Origin of the sequence: Paenibacillus polymyxa, from assembly GCF_001719045.1 — a bacterium.
Lineage (GTDB): Bacteria > Bacillota > Bacilli > Paenibacillales > Paenibacillaceae > Paenibacillus > Paenibacillus polymyxa_B.
This window is the reverse complement of record NZ_CP015423.1, coordinates 3350725-3368417: the sequence shown is the minus strand read 5'-3', so window position 1 is coordinate 3368417 and position 17693 is coordinate 3350725. Positions and strand designations below refer to the sequence as shown.

The 17693-nt window shown below is 47.6% G+C and carries 18 protein-coding genes; 9 read left to right on the top strand and 9 right to left on the bottom strand.

Annotation, left to right across the window (positions count from 1 at the left end; translation table 11 throughout):
- Window positions 1-9: 9 nt before the first annotated feature.
- Window positions 10-186 carry a hypothetical protein gene (locus tag AOU00_RS27080; RefSeq protein ID WP_237166187.1) on the bottom strand — a complete coding sequence of 59 codons (177 nt, stop codon included), beginning with the start codon at window positions 184-186 and terminating at the stop codon, window positions 10-12.
- Window positions 187-361: 175 nt separating this feature from the next.
- Between AOU00_RS27080 and AOU00_RS15045 the strand changes: the two genes are divergently transcribed.
- Together AOU00_RS15045 and AOU00_RS15040 are read left to right on the top strand one after the other, a co-directional pair.
- Window positions 362-1327, top strand: a complete 966-nt coding sequence (locus AOU00_RS15045; protein ID WP_069290941.1) for a hypothetical protein — start codon at window positions 362-364, stop codon at window positions 1325-1327.
- Between the two features lie 273 nt (window positions 1328-1600).
- Window positions 1601-2557, top strand: coding sequence for an ArsR/SmtB family transcription factor (locus tag AOU00_RS15040; RefSeq protein ID WP_061831167.1), 957 nt, complete (start codon window positions 1601-1603; stop codon window positions 2555-2557).
- 120 nt (window positions 2558-2677) lie between these two features.
- Here AOU00_RS15040 and AOU00_RS15035 read toward each other — a convergent pair whose 3' ends face one another.
- The 3 genes from AOU00_RS15035 to AOU00_RS15025 all read right to left on the bottom strand — a co-directional run bounded on the left by AOU00_RS15035 (window position 2678) and on the right by AOU00_RS15025 (window position 6164).
- Window positions 2678-3730: a lactonase family protein gene (locus AOU00_RS15035; protein WP_069290940.1), complete on the bottom strand. Its 1053-nt coding sequence runs from the start codon at window positions 3728-3730 to the stop codon at window positions 2678-2680.
- 222 nt (window positions 3731-3952) lie between these two features.
- Window positions 3953-5155 (bottom strand): MFS transporter, encoded by a 1203-nt coding sequence (locus tag AOU00_RS15030; RefSeq protein ID WP_069290939.1) that lies wholly within the window; start codon window positions 5153-5155, stop codon window positions 3953-3955.
- Between the two features lie 250 nt (window positions 5156-5405).
- Window positions 5406-6164, bottom strand: a complete 759-nt coding sequence (locus tag AOU00_RS15025; protein ID WP_069290938.1) for an AAA family ATPase — start codon at window positions 6162-6164, stop codon at window positions 5406-5408.
- 211 nt (window positions 6165-6375) lie between these two features.
- Here AOU00_RS15025 and mprF point away from each other — a divergent pair, with 211 nt between their 5' ends.
- Window positions 6376-9018, top strand: a complete 2643-nt coding sequence (gene mprF, locus AOU00_RS15020; protein WP_069290937.1) for a bifunctional lysylphosphatidylglycerol flippase/synthetase MprF — start codon at window positions 6376-6378, stop codon at window positions 9016-9018.
- A 105-nt stretch (window positions 9019-9123) separates the two neighbouring features.
- Here the strand turns inward: mprF and AOU00_RS15015 are convergent, their stop codons facing one another.
- Window positions 9124-9750, bottom strand: coding sequence for a nitroreductase family protein (locus tag AOU00_RS15015; protein WP_069290936.1), 627 nt, complete (start codon window positions 9748-9750; stop codon window positions 9124-9126).
- Window positions 9751-9985: 235 nt separating this feature from the next.
- Here AOU00_RS15015 and AOU00_RS15010 point away from each other — a divergent pair, with 235 nt between their 5' ends.
- Together AOU00_RS15010 and AOU00_RS15005 are read left to right on the top strand one after the other, a co-directional pair.
- Complete coding sequence (locus AOU00_RS15010) at window positions 9986-10462, top strand: disulfide oxidoreductase (RefSeq protein WP_053324504.1); 477 nt, start codon at window positions 9986-9988, stop codon at window positions 10460-10462.
- A gap of 165 nt (window positions 10463-10627) precedes the next feature.
- Window positions 10628-11125 (top strand): CcdC family protein, encoded by a 498-nt coding sequence (locus tag AOU00_RS15005; protein ID WP_069290935.1) that lies wholly within the window; start codon window positions 10628-10630, stop codon window positions 11123-11125.
- Window positions 11126-11233: 108 nt separating this feature from the next.
- Here the strand turns inward: AOU00_RS15005 and AOU00_RS26280 are convergent, their stop codons facing one another.
- Together AOU00_RS26280 and map are read right to left on the bottom strand one after the other, a co-directional pair.
- Entirely contained in the window at window positions 11234-11380 is a 147-nt protein-coding gene (locus AOU00_RS26280) for a diguanylate cyclase (protein ID WP_172828289.1), read from the bottom strand.
- 36 nt (window positions 11381-11416) lie between these two features.
- Window positions 11417-12163 carry a type I methionyl aminopeptidase gene (gene map, locus AOU00_RS15000; RefSeq protein ID WP_023986734.1) on the bottom strand — a complete coding sequence of 249 codons (747 nt, stop codon included), beginning with the start codon at window positions 12161-12163 and terminating at the stop codon, window positions 11417-11419.
- 193 nt (window positions 12164-12356) lie between these two features.
- Between map and AOU00_RS14995 the strand changes: the two genes are divergently transcribed.
- The 4 genes from AOU00_RS14995 (at window position 12357) to AOU00_RS25855 (ending at window position 16414) form a co-directional block, all read left to right on the top strand.
- On the top strand, window positions 12357-13052 hold the full coding sequence (locus AOU00_RS14995; protein WP_069290934.1) for a GntR family transcriptional regulator: 696 nt from the start codon (window positions 12357-12359) through the stop codon (window positions 13050-13052).
- Between the two features lie 132 nt (window positions 13053-13184).
- Window positions 13185-14546, top strand: coding sequence for a GntP family permease (locus tag AOU00_RS14990; protein WP_025722432.1), 1362 nt, complete (start codon window positions 13185-13187; stop codon window positions 14544-14546).
- A 41-nt stretch (window positions 14547-14587) separates the two neighbouring features.
- Window positions 14588-16141: a gluconokinase gene (gene gntK, locus AOU00_RS14985; protein WP_069290933.1), complete on the top strand. Its 1554-nt coding sequence runs from the start codon at window positions 14588-14590 to the stop codon at window positions 16139-16141.
- Between the two features lie 87 nt (window positions 16142-16228).
- Window positions 16229-16414, top strand: a complete 186-nt coding sequence (locus AOU00_RS25855; protein ID WP_081330714.1) for a hypothetical protein — start codon at window positions 16229-16231, stop codon at window positions 16412-16414.
- A gap of 179 nt (window positions 16415-16593) precedes the next feature.
- On the opposite strand, the gene AOU00_RS26780 is transcribed toward AOU00_RS25855, so the two are convergent.
- Together AOU00_RS26780 and AOU00_RS14980 are read right to left on the bottom strand one after the other, a co-directional pair.
- Complete coding sequence (locus AOU00_RS26780; protein ID WP_013369112.1) at window positions 16594-16713, bottom strand: hypothetical protein; 120 nt, start codon at window positions 16711-16713, stop codon at window positions 16594-16596.
- Between the two features lie 112 nt (window positions 16714-16825).
- Window positions 16826-17647: a serine/threonine protein kinase gene (locus tag AOU00_RS14980; RefSeq protein ID WP_069290932.1), complete on the bottom strand. Its 822-nt coding sequence runs from the start codon at window positions 17645-17647 to the stop codon at window positions 16826-16828.
- Window positions 17648-17693: the final 46 nt, after the last annotated feature.

The following is a 17693-nucleotide window of genomic DNA, read 5'->3' as shown; positions in this document are numbered from 1 at the left end:
TTATCCGTTTTATGTCCAGCTTAAACCCGTACAGCATGTCAGCTTACAGTCCCCCCGGCTGTCGCCAGTACATCCCTTCCGACCTCGGACTGACCCATTAGACGCCAATTGCGCATACAAGCGGTCGACCGGCTTATCCGCGATCAGCGTCACAAAGATGCCCGTACGGTTGATTCGATGTCTCATAATGTTCTGTTGCAATTTCTACATTTTTATCCATGCCGAATCTCCTCCTGCTTGTAATCTTGTCTATTTTACCAAAAAATACTTCATATATCCTGGTCAAAGGGATACAAGCCCTTGAAATGCCTGTATGGTCTGTGCAATAGTGTAGAAAGAACAATGGAAGGAGGGATTGCGGGTGTCCCCGACGGACTTCGCGGCATTAGCCGCATATATCTCACCCGGTCTGATTGCCTTCCTGCTGGCGTTGTCTTTGCTGGTATGGCTGTATGTTCACAGTGCAGCCCAGCTTCGAAATTCACGTCAGCAGCGGCTGGAAGAATTACAGGAATCGCTGCGTATCTATGGACGATTAGCTGGTTGTCTCCAAACCGCTACCCAGAACGGGTTCAATAACAGCGAAAAGCAGTACCAGAACGGACTCATCCACGCTCTTCAGGAAGCCAAAGCTGCTCCCTATTTGACCCCTCACCTTCAAGAGCAGGTTCAAGCATCCCTTCGGGAGTGTGATACATTCCGCAGAGAATTGCTTCTCAAATCACTGGAGCGTGAAATGAACAAACTCATCGAGGAACGGCGTCTTGTTCTGCTGGAATCTCATGCTCCGGGCTGGGGAACAGCATTGTGGAAGCTATTGCGCCCAGCAGCTGGTCCGTTGGCGCTGGCAGGAATCGTCTGGTTGGTCACAAGGCTGGTTATGGAACTGATAGCCTCCAGCCATGTCGATGTTAGTCTGCCCGATACTGCACAATCTGCCTCATGGCTCATAGGGTGTGCATGGATGAGGTTCGTTTCCGGCTTGATCGCTCTACTGTATGTGTACCGACTGATGACCCTGCGCAGGCAAAATGATCTGGACGTGACGGCATCCCATTTTCCAACAAGCCTGTTGTGCTTAGTGATCGCCGCTGTCGCTCTGTTTCAATGGATCGGATCGGAAGCATCTCCCTACATACTGGCTGTTCAGCTTGTGCTGTTCTTGATTGGCTTCCGACTTACCCGAGGCCGCTCGCGCAGTGATCGTCCTTATGTTGGTCATCCCGGCTTGATCAAGGCAGATGCTTCTCAACATCAGGATTTACACGCAGCAGATAAAGATAAAACGGCTGACTCTTCTTTGGCAGAAGAACATATCCGGTCCTAAACACCAATGGCACAGGATTCTATTCCCGTATCCACCCTGCAAATCACATACCATCACAGGACATCCCAACAACAAAGAAAGAGATTATGGGGTGTCCTGTTTTTTGAACAATTTTTGGCTTTTTGAGGGGTTAGGCTTGTGCCAGTGATCAAGGAAAGGGTATATTGTTTATATAAATGTAAATCATATCGTTTTTTATGTATGAATATTGAAAAAAATCCATATATGTTAAACTACCATCAATTTATGATGTGCGTTAGAATTGGAGGAACTATGCAACTGGACATTTCTGAAAAATCACTTCCCGTTTATGAAGCGCTGGCCAGTGAGGTTCGGCTAAACATGATTGTTCTGCTTGCGGAGAAGCCTATGAATATACGTGAGCTGGCGGAAGCGTTGGGGCTCAGCAGTGCGATTATGACGATGCATGTCAAGAAACTGGAGAGAGCGTCCATTATTTCGACCAAAATGCTGCCTGGGCGAGGCGGAGTACAGAAAGTGTGCTCACTGGCTACAGACAAAATTGAAATCGCCATGCCACGCTACCAGCAGGATGTACGACAATTCCATCAGACGGAGATTTCTGTGGGACACTTTACAGATTTTGAAATACAGGCGACCTGCGGACTGGCTACCGTCGAAAAGATCATTGGTGAATTCGATGAGCCTCGTTCGTTCTTGGACCCTGAGCGCTTCAATTCCAAAATTCTATGGTTCAGCCAAGGATATATGGATTATAAGGTGCCGAATTTCCTACTGTCCAGCCAAAAAGCCGAGGAACTGGAAATTTCGATGGAACTATCATCCGAGGCCCCTTTTACCAATGATAATTGGCCTTCAGATATCACTTTTTTCCTAAATGATGTGAATTTGGGTACATGGACTAGCCCAGGGGATTTCGGGGATAACCGGGGTAAATACACACCTGCATGGTGGCCTGATTTTATCAATCAATATGGTCTCCTTAAAAGACTTCGCGTTACCTCCGAAGGTACCTTTATGGATGGCAAGCAAATATCCGACGTGACTTTAAGCCAAGTACTGATTGATCAGAAGCAATGGAAATTCCGTATTGCCATATTGGATGATGCCCAGCATGTTGGAGGGGTTACTCTGTTCGGTACCGGATTTGGTAACTACAATCAGGACATCCTGTTCCGTTTGTACTACAAACATGCAGAAAATCATACCAAAACAGTAACGGTAGAAGCTGGCGATACTAGCAAATAGCTTTTAGGCCACTTCAAGACCTGAACACGGCGTTTTGCCCATACTTTTCATGGGAAACAAAGCGCCGTGTTTTATTTTTTCATCCACTTATATCGTACTCTTTTGCCACATGCTATGCGATTAGCGTATAGGTTCAATGCACACAGGTGAAGGAACCTCCAGCACATATCCCGTTCGGGTCAGCCGTCCATCCTCACTATGGATGGCAAAAGATGCGATGTTGTTTCCATCCTGATTCGCTACTACCAAATAACCGGACAAGATGTTGAAGTTACGCGGTGTGCTGCCCAAGGTTTCCACCCATTCCACCGTCTTCAGCTTGCCGCTGTCCAGATTGACATGGTATAGCACAATGCTGTCATGGCCGCGGTTTGACACATACAAAAAGCGTCCACAGGGCGTAATCCGAATATCGGCTGCTGTATTTTCTACATCTATAATGCCTTCTGGCAGTGTGGACAGGCTTTGCATCAATGTAAGCTCACCATTACGTTCGTTATAACTAAATACAGCGACTGTATTGTTCAACTCATTGGCGACAAAAGCATATGGACGCGAAGGATGAAAAACCAGATGACGCGGTCCAGAACCAGGTGGCAAATCTATCTCACGATGGGTCACCAATTTTCCATCCTCTGTCAACCGGTATACCACAATCTGATCCAGTCCCAGATCACATACCAGGGCATACTGTCCTGAAGGATCTGGAATAATCGAATGCGGATGTGCCGCATCCTGGCGGTCCTGGCGAATACCTGAGCCGGTATGCTGAACTTGCCCCGACATGTCTCCTAATCCTCCAGCTTCCGTCGCAGGGAACACAACGGCATTGCCGCCTGAATAGTTGGAAGCCAGCACATATCGTCCATCGGTTGTTACGGAAACATAGCAAGTATGCGCTCCCTCCGTCCCTTTTCGATCCAAAGGATGTAATTCCCCCGTCTGGGCATTCACCTGATACGCATACAGCTCGCCTTCTTCTGTTTCACTGGCAGCATACAGCTTCGTCCCATCCGGGTGTAGCGCCAGAAAAGAAGGCCTTTCAATTTCTTCCACACCTCCAACCATGCGCAGATCACCATTGTTCACATGCAAAGCACATACATATATTCCTCTTTCCTGACGAGACGCATAAGTTCCTGTATAAAATAACTGCTCATTTCGCTCTTCCATCAGCTCTCATCTCCTTCTAGCTTTTTTTACAACATATTATCTGGCTTTTAGCTCTACTATTTGTTTTGTTGTAAACTCATCATGCATTATTACCCACGATTCGGTCGTTTCATTAACGTTCCGCGATATATGCAAAAAAATAGCCTCCTTCGGCGCAATCTGTGGTTCACAAGAACGTCACAGTTCACACCAAAAGAGACTAAGTTTACAAAAAGAACAACATTAAACCGCTGTGGTTTGCGTATCTCTGCTATTCCATTTTACAGCCAGCCCCAAACTAAGAATGAGAATGACTGCCCCAAAAATGTATGGCAAATTGATATGCACCTCGAACAATGTACCCGCAAGCGCAGGTCCTAGAATATTACCAATACTCATATAAGCATTGTTCATGCCGGCTGCAACTCCCTGCTCATCCCCCGCCATTTTGGATAAAGCAGTATTAATGGCTGGCCGCAGCAACGACGTAGCGGTAAAGAAGATGAGCGATACCCCGAGTACATAATAAAAGTTGCCGGAGAGCAGCATAAGCACAAGGGAAATCGCCGAAAACAGAAAGGAACCGATGATGACACCTTTTTCGCCAAAACGATTCAACATCGGGCTAATGACCACAGCTTGAATCACAGTTCCGACCAGTGCTCCTACCGTAATAATGATAGCAATATCACGCTCATTGTAATGAAACTTACCCGTCACGAAGAAAGGAAACATCGTTTCAAAATGCGTCAGTCCAAAGGTTAACGTGAATATCATAATCAGCAGCATAAAGTAAGGCTTGCGAAAAGAAAGGGCAAACTGTTTAATCACATTGTCCCGTTTGACCTTGACATTCCGAAACTTCAACTGTTTCTCCAGCGACAAGGTTTCGGGCAGCATAATCAAGGAAATCAGTGCAGCTACGCCCGATACGGCCGCCGAAACATATAAGGGCGTACGAATCGAGATATCTGCCAGCAAGCCGCCCACACCAGGACCGATCACAAAGCCAAGAGACATGGCGGCACCCAACAACCCCATTCCTCTACCGCGATTGTGGACCGTTGTAATGTCAGCAATATAGGCCATCATCGGAGGAATCATAAAAGCTGCCCCTGCACCTCCCAGCAAACGGGAGATATACAGCATGGTCAACGATTCCCCCATCGCAAACAATACAGAAGACGCCGTCATGATTACCAAACCGATAATAATCATTTTTTTACGTCCGTATTTATCGGACCATTCTCCCGCTAGCGGCGAAAACAGGAATTGGGTTAAGCCAAACACGGCAACCAAATAACCACCCGTTTCACCACTGCCTCCCAAGGAGCTCATAAACTTGGGAAGGATCGGAATAATGAGGCCAATCCCCAGCATGGCAATAAACATATTAATCATCAAAATGACCAGCGGTCCCATTTTCAACTGTTGTGAATCTGACATGTAGCGTTTTGTCCTCCTCAGGTTCTTTATTTCGTATACGAAAATCTTATTTTGCAACCATTCCAGCAAAACTCTTCATTATATTAATAGAGTGTGGGACAAATAACAATCATAAAATACTTCCGATAACCCTGAATCTTTCCTTTGGCAAACAGCAAAAAGGAACAACCTGAATAGACAGTGTTGTCCCTCTCATAACAAACGACCAGGATGAATTTCTGGAACGGTCTAGCGGTCCCTACGAACTTTATTATGGATCTTCGAATAGCTCCTGTATCATCTTTTCCCTGTTATTCAGAAATTGTTTCGTAATGATAAAATGATCGGTTTCCTCCAGCGTCCGGGTGTCGATCCCTTCATGTGTCAGATGATACAAGATGGAATCTGGATAAGCCATCAAAATAGGGGAATGAGTAGAAATGATAAACTGTGAGCCTTGCTGCACCAGCTCGTGAATCCGTGCAAGCATGGCCATCTGGCGCAAAGGTGATAACGCTGCCTCCGGTTCATCCAAAATATACAACCCTTGTCCTCCAAACCGATGCACAAAGGCAGCAAAAAAAGACTCGCCATGCGACTGCTCATGCAGCGATTTACCCCCATAGGAATCTCGAATCGGTCGCCCTCCTCCTTCTCGATCCAGCTCGTCGATGTGAGTCGCCACATTATAGTAGCTCTCCGCCCGGAAAAAGAAGCCATCCCTTGGCTTTTCCACCCCTCTCACCAGCCGGATATGCTCATACAGTGAGGAATGCGTGGCTTGTGTAGAAAAATTGAAATTTTTAGTACCGCCCTCTGGATTAAATCCCCACGCGACCGCGATTGCCTCCATAAGCGTCGATTTACCTACGCCATTTTCTCCAATAATATAGGTGACGGAAGGATGGAATTTCAGTTCGTTCCACTGGTGCAGGGCTTTTAAGTTAAACGGATATTGGCTCTCGTCAGCATCTGGAGGCCATATCAGCTCCAGGCGACGTATGAAAAGATTGCGGTCCCATATACTCATGTCCAGTTCAGCTCCATTGCCAAGCAATTCACTAGGTTTTCCATCATTATATTGGAATTATTTACAGCAATCAATCGGAAATCCCATTTCGTAACCCTTCTGTTGTTATTCAAGCGATTATTGTAGGTATAATGTATAGTAATGTTCATTGGGCATGAATTCTAAGTACTTTATTTCGTGTATATCTCATTCTTTTCAAGCAGGTGAATCTATGAAGTCAAATCACAAACCGACCCAATCCTTTAAAATCGTACAGTTCTTGATGACCATCTACAGGCAGCGATTGACACGTATTCTGCTACCGTTGGCTGTACTGGCTTTTATTATATGGGAGGCCGGACGAGAACTAAATGACTTTAATCTGGCGCGTATGTTTCATGAGCTGCGGCGAATGGATGCCACGTTTCTCATCGAAATTGGCTTGTTCTCACTGGCTGCCGTGGCGGCTATGAGCGCGTACGATTACGTAATCAGGCATCATTTCAAGCTTCAGGTCAAGCCTGGGACGACATTTCGCTACGCGTGGATCTCCAATACCTTCAATAATGTCTTTGGTTTTGCAGGCTTTACAGGAGCGGGACTTCGCACCGTACTGTATAAAAAAAGCGGTGTGCCGTTAGGTGTCATCACCTCTGCCGTCGTGTTTCTTTCGCCGGTCGTCATTACCGGACTATCTTTACTGGCTTGGGGGGCCATTGTCCATTTGTATCCGGTACAGCCTGTGCTGGATGCTCATCCTTGGCTTCATTGGGCGCTGTGGGGAATGGCATTGTACCTGCCGCTATTTCTGATCATGCAGCGCTCCAAACGGTACTCCACATGGTTCAACAAGGGAGAAGGACAGCTTTCCTGGTCCACTATCTCCGCTTCCATTAGTGCTTCCCTGCTGGAATGGCTGCTGGCTGGCCTTACCTTTGCATGGATCGGCTCGCACTTGCTCCATGAACTTCCGATCCATGCTGTGTTCGGCATTTATGTGATAGCCGCGATTGCCGGGTTGATCAGTCTTGCACCCGGAGGGGTCGGGGCATTCGACATCATTGCTCTGCTCGGGCTGCAAATGGCGGGAGCCAACTCAGATCGGGCACTGGCTGTGCTGCTGGTCTTTCGTATCTTTTATTACATCATCCCGTGGCTCATCGGCTTGGTATTAGCCGCGCTGGAAATGATTCCACGTAACGAGCGCCTGAATCAGCTAGCTGAGACGGGTTGGGATTATTCCCTTAATGCCTGGCAGAAGGTATGGGGCTGGCCTGGTCAATTCCGGTTTTTGGCCGATCTAGGGGTATGGGCGCTTGGTAAGCTGGTACTCATCTCCGGCGTGGTGCTTCTTTTGTCGGCAGCTACGCCCGGTCTGTTATATCGGCTACGTTTTGCTGAGCATTTGCTCAGCCTGCCCGTCATGCGCTTGTCGCATGAAATCTCGGTCATCATCGGGATTATGCTTGTCGTCCTGTCCCACGGAATCTCTCTGCGTATTCGCAGAGCATTGCGGCTGACATTGATACTGCTGCTGACAGGAGCTATTTTCACCTTCACTAAAGGGCTAGATTTTGAAGAAGCCTTATTCCTGCTGTTTGTGGCGTTAATGCTATGGATCTCACGTTCACGGTTTTATCGGGTCAGTGCTCCGCTGAATCGGCACAACATTTTAATATGGGGTGGATTATCTCTACTCGTAACCGGGGCTTATTTTATCATTGGGGCAGGCTCCAACACTCCTTTTATGCGCCATTTGCATGCCAAGGTCCATCTGGACTTTTTTATGAACCGCAGCGATTACGGAGTTACCGCTGTGTTTAGTCTGATTTTGGCATGGGTATTCCTAACGGTGTATTTCTTTCTTCGACCTCAGCGTAGCATCGCCAATTTACCCGACGAGCAAGAGCTGGATAAGCTAAAAGAATTTTTGGAACGGCAGGGTGGTAATCTCGTATCTCATATGCTTTTTTTGGGCGATAAATATCTGTATTGGACCAAAAATGAACAGGTCGTCATTCCCTATGCTCGCAGCCGGGACAAACTGATTGTATTAGGTGACCCCCTCGGTCCAAAAGAACGTGTAAGTGAAGCCATTCAGGAATTCCAACGGTTCGCAGATCGGTATGCGTTAACGGCAGTATTTTATCAGGCCTCGCCGGAGTATTTGTCCATCTATCACGAGAACGGCTATCGCTTTTTCAAACTGGGCGAGGAAGCACTGGTACCGCTGGAATCATTTACACTGACGGGCAAAAGCAATCAGGCGCTACGCAGCGCCAAAAACCGCTTTGACCGCGAAGGCTACTCGTTCGAAATCATCCAACCGCCTCTAGAGGCGTCACTGATTGAAGAGATGCGGCATGTTTCGAATATTTGGCTGGACGGGCGCAAGGAGAAGGGATATTCCCTCGGCTGGTTCAAAGAACCTTACCTTCAGTTGGCTCCAATTGCATTGCTAAAGGACTCTGAAGGGAAGGTCATCGCTTTCGCTACGATGGCCCCTGCCTATGATCATGGACGGACGGTCTCCATTGACCTGATGCGCCACTTGCCTGACACGCCAAATGGCACGATGGATTATTTATTCACACGGGTCATTGAGTGGGCCAAGGAGAGTGGATATACGACATTTAATTTGGGTATGGCACCGCTGTCCCAGGTAGGACAAAGCGAAAAGGCATTACGCGAGGAAAAGCTGGCTCGACTTGTTTTCCAATACGGGGGACATTTTTACGGTTTTCAGGGGCTTCGGCGCTTTAAGGATAAGTTCAAGCCCCAATGGGAGCCGCGCTATCTGGCCTATCCGGCTTCTGTCTTTCTACCAATCCTGACGCTGGAGCTGGTTTATCTCGTGTCCAAACGATCGGACTAAACAAAGGGCTGACAACAGGAACTTTAATAGCCTAACACAACGTATAAAAGGGTGTTCCCAACCACGAACGGTTGCAGGAACACCCTTTTATATTCACAGATCTTCTTAGAAGCTGCCTTTTACAACAACTTCAGACAATGGAAAACGTCCTGATGGACGCGCTGGCACTTGTGCCTTACCTACGCTAATAAGCATAGTTGGCAGGTAACGTGCTGGAATATTGAATTGCTCAATCAATTGTGCTGGAATGAAACCGCCCATTGCGCAAGTGTCGTAGCCCAAAGATTTAGCAGCCAGCATAATATTTTGTGCTGCAAGAGCAGAGTTCAGGATGGCTGCATCGCGAGCTACTTGCGGATTTTGGTATGCGCCGTTGATTTGACCTACCAATGCGTCACGGATTTCTGCTGGCAGTGCGCCTGCTTCTACCGCTTGATCATAAATGACGGTGTTGCGGTTCGCTTCCAAATCACCCAATACGGCAATCGTAACGGAACTTTCCGCTACTTGACCCTGATTGTAGGCGATAGGTAGCAATTTTTGTTTGTCCGCTTCGCTTTCGATGACAAGGAATTTCCAATGTTGGAGGTTCCAAGCGGAAGGAGCTTCTACCGCCGCAGTCAAAATGGCCTCCAGATCTTCCTCTGGCAATTTAAAATCCTTAACATAGCTCTTTACCGCGTGTCTTTCACTAATAGTAGATAGAGTTTCATTTTTTGGACTGCTCGACATTCTAGGCACACTCCTAATTTCTTAATATATATCTAATTTGAATCCTCATTAACTTCCCAAACTACTGCAATTATAAAAATGATAGTGAATGATGTCAATATGTTTAAGTATGACCCTGCACTCAAAATACAGTACAATACGGATTAAGACATACATATCGGCAGATGCCTGCCGATGGGACAAGACACGGGTGAGTTCATTTTGTTCTCATTTGAATTAAAAAAGGAGCGTTACTATGATTGGATCTTTTAAAAAAACGGATATTGCTTTGTTTGCCGCCTGGGTTGTAGCTTGTGTGGCAACTTTGGGCAGTCTGTATCTCAGCGAGATTTTGGGGTATGAGCCTTGTAAGCTGTGCTGGTTTCAGCGCATTCTGATGTATCCCCTGACCCTTCTGCTCGGGATTGCCTATTTTCGAGGAGATTCCGGGATACGCCGTTATGTCATGCCGTTGGCTATCATTGGAGGCGCGATTTCAGCCTATCATTTTATCATTCAGCGCATCCATGCAGCCGCCAAAGCAGCTGCGCAAACTTCAACTTCCTGCGGCAGAGTATCCTGTGAACAGGATTACCTGAACTGGTTCGATTTTATTACCATTCCTTTTCTCGCACTGATTGCCTTTATCCTTATTATTGCAGCCATGGGTTATATCATGCGTCAGGAGAAAAAATCAGCTCAAGGAGAGGTACAAGCAAAGGAACTCGCATAAGTATGAAAGAGACCTAATTATAGGATCCGTTACCACCAAGAGGCGTATAATCCGCTTGCCAGAGGAAAGACTGTAACTAAATATATCCATTGCATATGTGGTATAATGTAAAAGGTTTGCAGTCTGTCCAATAACGCTTATATTCCTTATAGAGGGGGCCAGTCCATGTTTCATATTAGCACCCCATTGCTGCAATATGGCGCAACCTTCGGTATGATCGTAATCGCTATTTCGGCTATTTTCATCCGTATGAAGACAGGTCATCGCCCGATTAATGCCAAAAAAATCATCATTCCTCCGCTCGGCATGAGCACCGGTTTTATGATGTTTGTGGTGCCGGAAGTACGGGTTCCCTGGCTTTGGGCGCTGGGCGCTTTTCTGGTCGGCTGGTTTATTTTTTCTTACCCGTTGATCCGCAGCACCAAATTTGAATCGCAAGAAGGGCTGGTTTTCGTCCAACGCTCACGTACCTTCTTTTTTATCCTGATCAGCCTGCTGATCGTCCGATTGCTGCTGCATGAATTTATTCAGCATTACATTACCATTCCGCAGACAGCAGGGCTATTTTTCATCCTAGCCTTCGGAACCTTGTTACACTGGCGGCTTCGTATGTATTTCCAATATCGTCAGTTCGTTCCGAACGAGACGGAAGTTCGCATCTGACAAACGGGTTTTTAACATGCATGCTCGCATATTGCTGTATAGACCAAAAAGACACGTTCTCCCAACAGGAGCCGTGTCTTTTTGGTCTTTTAGTCTATCAGGTCTACATTATGCATTCCGGGAAAAAGGAGCTACTCGATTGCGTCCCTCTGTCTTCGCAGTGTACAGCATCCGATCTGCCTGCTCGATCAGCTCTTCACGCTCACTCTGGCGTTCGGGGGCCAGATGAATATGCCCAGACTGACTGTCATTCAACCCGTTAGTCTGTATGCTCCCGAGGGGTGCCTGCTTTTATTGCTGTGTCAAAATGATCGGACCATCTGCTGTAATGGCCAGCGTGTGCTCGTATTGCGCAGACAAGCCGCCGTCCAACGTGCGTGCGGTCCAGCCGTCCGCATCAATTTTACTGCGGTATGTGCCTGTGTTGAGCATCGGCTCAATTGTAATGACCATACCCTCTTTTAAGCGTGGTCCACGATGCGGAGGTCCATAATGAGGAACTTGCGGTTGCTCATGCATTTCTTCCCCGATGCCATGCCCAATGAATTCGCGTACGACCGAGAAGCCTTCCGCTTCCGCGTAGGTTTGTATCGCATGGGAAATATCTCCGATCCGGTTACCGATAACGGCTTGCTCAATCCCTTTATACAGCGATTCCTTGGTAACATCCAGCAGCTTTTGCGCCTGCTCAGACACATTACCCACCGCATACGACCAAGCGGAATCTGCCAGCCAGCCATTCAGGTTCACAACCATGTCGATCGTCACGATGTCCCCGTCCTTCAACGGTGTCTTATTCGGAAAGCCGTGGCAAATCACATCGTTAGGTGAGCCACAAGTTGCAAACTGATAGCCGTTATAGCCCTTTTGCTCCGGTGTTGCGCCATGCTTCTTCATAAAGGATTCCGCAAAGGCGTCAATTTCCAGTGTCGTAATGCCTGGCTTGATCATTTTGGCAATTTCCCGGTGGCAAGCAGCCAAAATGTCTCCAGCTTTTTTCATATTTTCAATTTGTTCTTTGGTTTTAATGATAATCATTAAACGGTCTCCTTCTTTTCCGTGTTCGTTCCACTTTTCACTGCTTCTTTTTTCTGCTTCTATTGTAACGCTAAAAGCAGCGAAATGGAACCGATGTCAACTGACACCGTTTACAAGGATCTTAAACGGGGTATATAATATTCCATAACTTGTATACCAGTATGCAAAATTATTTCCAAGATAGGAGTATCCTATGAAATATCCAACAACCTGGTTACAGGGCGCATCGCTTGGGGAAAGGATTGCTTGTGAACTTCGGCTTCAGATTATACGGGGTATTCAGACGCCAGGCACTGTTCTATCTGAGAATCAGATTGCTGCCGATTTTGGTACCAGTCGTTCTCCGGTGCGTGAAGCCTTGAAGGCACTCTCGGGCGAAGGACTGATTCGTTTGGAGCGCATGGGGGCGGTTGTCGTCGGCATGACACCCGGTGATATGGAGGAGCTATTCGATGTGCGAATGCTAATTGAGCATTTTGTTGTACAAAGGTATGTACATAGTGATAATGCCACATTGGTGACTGTTTTGAATCAGATGATTGACAAAATGGAAGTCGCTCTCAAGTACAGGGATGTCGTTGAATTTTCTCTTCAGGATTTTAATTTTCATGAGGCTCTGGTTCTGGAAGCAGGCCATACCCGTATTCTTCATACCTGGAATGGTATGAGACAGCTAATCCTGACGGTCATGTTAGCTGCGACAGAACAAAGATTTGCGTCTAACATCGAAGAATCACAAGTCACGATTCACAAACATCGAACCTTTGCAAACGCTTTAAGTCAAGGGAATGCTCAGGAGTTATCGGGATTTATTGAGGATCATTACCGAGATACCCGCAACGCGGTTAACGACAGCGTCCTGTCTCCCTACAGAAAGACGTCGTCCTAGCCGCAACATACGTGACAAAGATTCGATGTACCGCGCTTCATGCGTTTTTTGCTGGCGCGGTTCTCTTTTACATTAAAGTTGTCGACAAGTATACATTTAGCTACACATAAATGAATAAGGAGGCATTACTTCATGAACACATTACTCGGCTTGAGCCATAACGCGTCCCTGCTCATATGGGCGCTAGTTACCGTCATTCTTTTGATTTTGCTGATTGCCAAATTCAAATGGAATCCCTTCGTTTCACTGCTGCTTTCGTCGGTATTTCTCGGACTGGTTAACGGGATGCCGGGACATGAAGTTACTGCCTCCATCACCAAGGGGCTCGGCAGTACGCTCGGCTCCATCGCCATCGTGATCGGTTTAGGCACCATGCTCGGTAAAATGATGGCAGAATCCGGCGGTGCCGAACGCATCGCGACCACACTGATGGATCGTTTTGGTGAAAAACGCGTTCATTGGGCGATGATGATTGTAGGCTTTATCGTGGGTATTCCCGTATTTTTTGAGGTTGGTATTATTTTATTAATTCCCATTCTGTTCACGGTTGCCCGCAAAATGAATATGTCTCTGCTGAAAATCGGTATTCCGATGCTGGCAGGACTATCGACGGTACACGGCCTTTTGCCACCCCACCCGGCTCCGATGATCGCGATTGAAGCCTTTAACGCCAATATTGGACGCACGATAGGATATGCACTCATCGTGGGCATCCCATCCGCCATTATTGCAGGCCCGGTCTTCGGTGCTTGGATTGGCAAAAGAATCATGGTCAGACCCTCCGAGAGGCTGGACGAGCAGTTCAGAAATACGACGGGACGGTCGCTGCCTCCTTTTTGGATTACTCTGTTCACCATTTTATTACCTGTTATTCTAATGCTTAGCGGATCAGTCGCTGAAATCGTAGACCCGGCCAATACACATCCGCTCACTGTATTTTTCAAATTCATTGGTGATGAGGTTATGGCATTGCTGATTGCGGCCGTGTTTTCTTTTTTCTCGCTTGGCTATGCACGTGGTCTAAAGAAAGAGGATTTGTCCCGTTTTACCAGTGAATGTCTGGCACCAACAGCCTCTATTATCTTAATTATCGGGAGCGGCGGTGCATTTAAAACGGTATTGATCGACAGCGGTGTAGGTCAGGCCATTGCAGCGGTCGCTACAGGAGCCCATATGAATGTGATTGTATTTGCTTTTCTGGTCGCTGCGCTCATTCGTGTAGCCACTGGATCAGCGACAGTCGCGATGACGACAGGCTCCGGTATTGTCGCACCTGTACTGGCACTTACACCCGGCGCGAATGTCGAACTGGTCGTCCTTGCTACAGGAGCAGGGTCGCTGATCTTGTCTCATGTGAATGACGCCGGTTTTTGGATGATTAAAGAGTTTTTCAATATGACGGTTCCGCAGACTCTAAAATCATGGACTGTTATGGAAACCATCCTCTCCCTGGTCGCTTTCGGTTTGATTATGCTGCTGAGTGTGTTAATTTAACGATAATGAGCTAATAACGGTAAGTGAAGGGGAGATTGAATATGACAGACACCCGATATATGATCGGCGTCGATATCGGTACGACCAGTACCAAAGCGGTGCTTTTCGAAGAAAACGGCAATATTGCCGCCCAGCACCATGTGGGCTATCCGCTCCATACACCTGAGCCGGATGCGGCAGAACAGGACCCGGAAGATATTTTCAAAGCTGTCGTGACGACGGTGCAAGAGGTCATGAAACAAAGCGGAGTGTCAGCCGAGCATGTGCTGTTCGTCTCCTTCAGTTCGGCCATGCACAGTGTACTGGCGGTGGATAAGAACGGCAAACCGCTGACCGCCTCCATCACTTGGGCAGATAACCGTAGCGCCAAATGGGCCGAAGCGCTCAAACATGAATACAACGGACACGATATTTATTTACGCACCGGAACGCCTATTCATCCCATGTCACCGCTAACGAAACTAATGTGGATTACGCGGGATTTACCGGATGTTGCGACCCAGACGTATAAATTCATTTCCATTAAGGAGTACATCTTTGCCCGGTTATTCCACCAATATGTCGTGGATCACTCGATCGCCTCCGCAACCGGACTTATGAATTTGCAGCAGCTGGACTGGGACGAGGAAGCGCTGCACCTTGCAGGTGTGACGAAGGAGCAGCTATCCGAGCTGGTGCCGACAACGCATGTGCTCAAAGGGCTGGATGAGACCTATGCGCATGACATGGGCCTACTGAAGACGACTCCTTTTGTGATCGGGGCCAGCGACGGTGTCTTGTCCAACCTCGGTGTGAATGCGATCAAACCTGGAGTTGTCGCTGTTACCATCGGCACCAGCGGAGCCATCCGTACCGTAGTTGATAAGCCGCTCACGGATGCCAAAGGGCGCTTTTTCTGTTACGCCTTGACCGAAAAGCTGTGGGTCATCGGCGGCCCGGTAAACAACGGAGGTATAGTCTTCCGCTGGATCCGGGATGAATTTGCAGCCTCCGAGGTGGAAACGGCCAAGCGACTGGGACTTGATCCATATCATGTGCTGACCCAAATTGCGGAACAGGTACGTCCTGGCTCCGACGGTCTGCTCTTTCTTCCGTACTTATCCGGTGAACGTGCGCCCCTGTGGGATCCGAATGCTCGTGGCTCCTTCTTCGGTCTGTCCCTGCGTCACAAAAAAGAGCATATGATTCGCGCCGCTCTGGAGGGTGTGCTGTTCAATTTGTATACCGTCATGCTCGCCATGGAAGAAGTCATCGACAGACCGTCAGTCATTCACGCCACTGGTGGATTTGCACGCTCGGAGCTATGGAGACAGCTTATGGCGGATATTTTCGATCAGGAAGTCATTATCCCCGAAAGTCTGGAAAGCTCATGTCTGGGCGCAGCTATTCTGGGCTTGTACGCACTGGGACGGATTGATTCGCTGGATGCTGTGTCCGGTATGATCGGTACCACTCACCAGCACAAACCTGTAGCAGAACACGTGGATATTTATCGCGATTTACTGCCGATTTATATTCGCATTTCACGTAAATTCGAAGAAGAATTCAAGGATATTGCGGAATTTCAGGCCAAGTCCCTACAATCTTTAAATTAGTGGAACCTGTTCTAACGCTACTGCGTATTACTGTTTTATAAAAACCTGTCTATGTCAGTTGGGCAGGGTAAGAAGGAGGATTAGACGATGCTCAAACAATTACTGCACCGCCTGCTACATTCCACCTCTCATTCTCATAAGCGGCGATACAGCAGCTCAGACCGTTATTATGAACGTGAACATAAACGCCACTCTTCTTCAGACGGTTACAAGAATAGCCACAATGGACACCGATATTACAAAGATAAACGCCGTCATTACTCCAGTTCTTAGCCAAACAACAAGAACTAGCGACGGAATAGAGCGTAACACAAGAAGCATGCCACAGGCTCCTTCAAACCCTATAAAGCGAAGACCCTTCGTATCTCAAGGGCCTTCGCTTTATTGTTGTGCGCCCTTCGTTATGCAGGGCAACATCTGTGCATTTTACAGGAAATCGGCCAAGACCGAAATTACAGAAACAGGGTTTTAGAGATGATCACCAGCAAAATAAACAGAACCAGAATCGCTCCTACAGAGGTCCATGCTCCTACACCGCAACCCATACCGCCTACTCCACACATATGACTCATTTACAACACTCCCTTCGCTCATTTACAGGATCATTGTATGTAGACCTGGTCAAATGCGTAAGGGGGGCATTCCCCCATTTTTGCGGCGAATGCCTGTTTATTTTTAGGGACGTTATGGGTTAACCTCAAGCAGCAGCAATGCTTCCTCCAGCTCTTGCATAAACTGTCGGCTATTCTCATAACGTGGCCGAATCTGAAAAAGACGCTCCAGCATATGACGCACAGGTGAACTCAGCTTCAATTCTTCCTGCCAGCTTGCCGGCGGTTGATCCGGCTGAGGCTCGTAACTGCTATACAGCATAAAAAGCATTAAATGTCCGACATCGTACAAATCGCTGTAGACGGCGACATCTTGTCGCTCGGGTGCCCGCTTTTCCAGCATGGATTCGGTAAATACATCCTCCTGTCGCTCTCCCAACGCCAGAGCAAGACCAAAGTCGATCAGGTAAGGCTTCCCCTCACGGTGAAGCACATTGGGAATGCGGATATCCCGATGGATATAGCCCCGTTCATGCACATGCAGAACTCGCTCCATTAACTCCAAAATGTAGACAATGCATTCCTGTTCCGTAAAGGAACGCTCCTGTTCAAATATAAGCTCCTCCAACGTCATGCCGGAGATGTATTCCATAACCACAACTATTCCGTTCGAATGTTCGACAATTTCGAGCAGCTTCGGAATATAGGGGTGTTCCATCTGCCGCATAATATGAGCCTCGCGCCGCAATAGCTGAACTGCCTTCGCCCGTTTGCTCGGTCTGGGCATTTTCACTGCCACCTCTTGTCCGCTGTGCCGATCCAGACAGAGGTAGGTTAGACCATAGCTCCCCATGCCTAAAAGCGAACGAACATCATAACGTCCGCTCAGTAAATCGCCAGGCTGTTTCGGATAGTCCATCCATGATTCATATGCGTTCCGCAACCAAGCAAACATACTTATATCCTTTCCTCTACATGCCGCAGCAACGTTCCTTATGCGG

Bases quoted from the DNA above. Each gene is read 5' to 3' on its own strand.
- AOU00_RS27080 (WP_237166187.1), bottom strand. From the start codon at position 186: ATGAGACATCGAATCAACCGTACGGGCATCTTTGTGACGCTGATCGCG.
- AOU00_RS15040 (WP_061831167.1), top strand. From the start codon at position 1,601: ATGCAACTGGACATTTCTGAAAAATCACTTCCCGTTTATGAAGCGCTG.
- AOU00_RS15035 (WP_069290940.1), bottom strand. From the start codon at position 3,730: ATGGAAGAGCGAAATGAGCAGTTATTTTATACAGGAACTTATGCGTCT.
- AOU00_RS15030 (WP_069290939.1), bottom strand. From the start codon at position 5,155: ATGTCAGATTCACAACAGTTGAAAATGGGACCGCTGGTCATTTTGATG.
- AOU00_RS15025 (WP_069290938.1), bottom strand. From the start codon at position 6,164: ATGAGTATATGGGACCGCAATCTTTTCATACGTCGCCTGGAGCTGATA.
- mprF (WP_069290937.1), top strand. From the start codon at position 6,376: ATGAAGTCAAATCACAAACCGACCCAATCCTTTAAAATCGTACAGTTC.
- AOU00_RS15015 (WP_069290936.1), bottom strand. From the start codon at position 9,750: ATGTCGAGCAGTCCAAAAAATGAAACTCTATCTACTATTAGTGAAAGA.
- AOU00_RS15010 (WP_053324504.1), top strand. From the start codon at position 9,986: ATGATTGGATCTTTTAAAAAAACGGATATTGCTTTGTTTGCCGCCTGG.
- AOU00_RS15005 (WP_069290935.1), top strand. From the start codon at position 10,628: ATGTTTCATATTAGCACCCCATTGCTGCAATATGGCGCAACCTTCGGT.
- map (WP_023986734.1), bottom strand. From the start codon at position 12,163: ATGATTATCATTAAAACCAAAGAACAAATTGAAAATATGAAAAAAGCT.
- AOU00_RS14995 (WP_069290934.1), top strand. From the start codon at position 12,357: ATGAAATATCCAACAACCTGGTTACAGGGCGCATCGCTTGGGGAAAGG.
- AOU00_RS14990 (WP_025722432.1), top strand. From the start codon at position 13,185: ATGAACACATTACTCGGCTTGAGCCATAACGCGTCCCTGCTCATATGG.
- gntK (WP_069290933.1), top strand. From the start codon at position 14,588: ATGACAGACACCCGATATATGATCGGCGTCGATATCGGTACGACCAGT.
- AOU00_RS25855 (WP_081330714.1), top strand. From the start codon at position 16,229: ATGCTCAAACAATTACTGCACCGCCTGCTACATTCCACCTCTCATTCT.
- AOU00_RS26780 (WP_013369112.1), bottom strand. From the start codon at position 16,713: ATGAGTCATATGTGTGGAGTAGGCGGTATGGGTTGCGGTGTAGGAGCA.
- AOU00_RS14980 (WP_069290932.1), bottom strand. From the start codon at position 17,647: ATGTTTGCTTGGTTGCGGAACGCATATGAATCATGGATGGACTATCCG.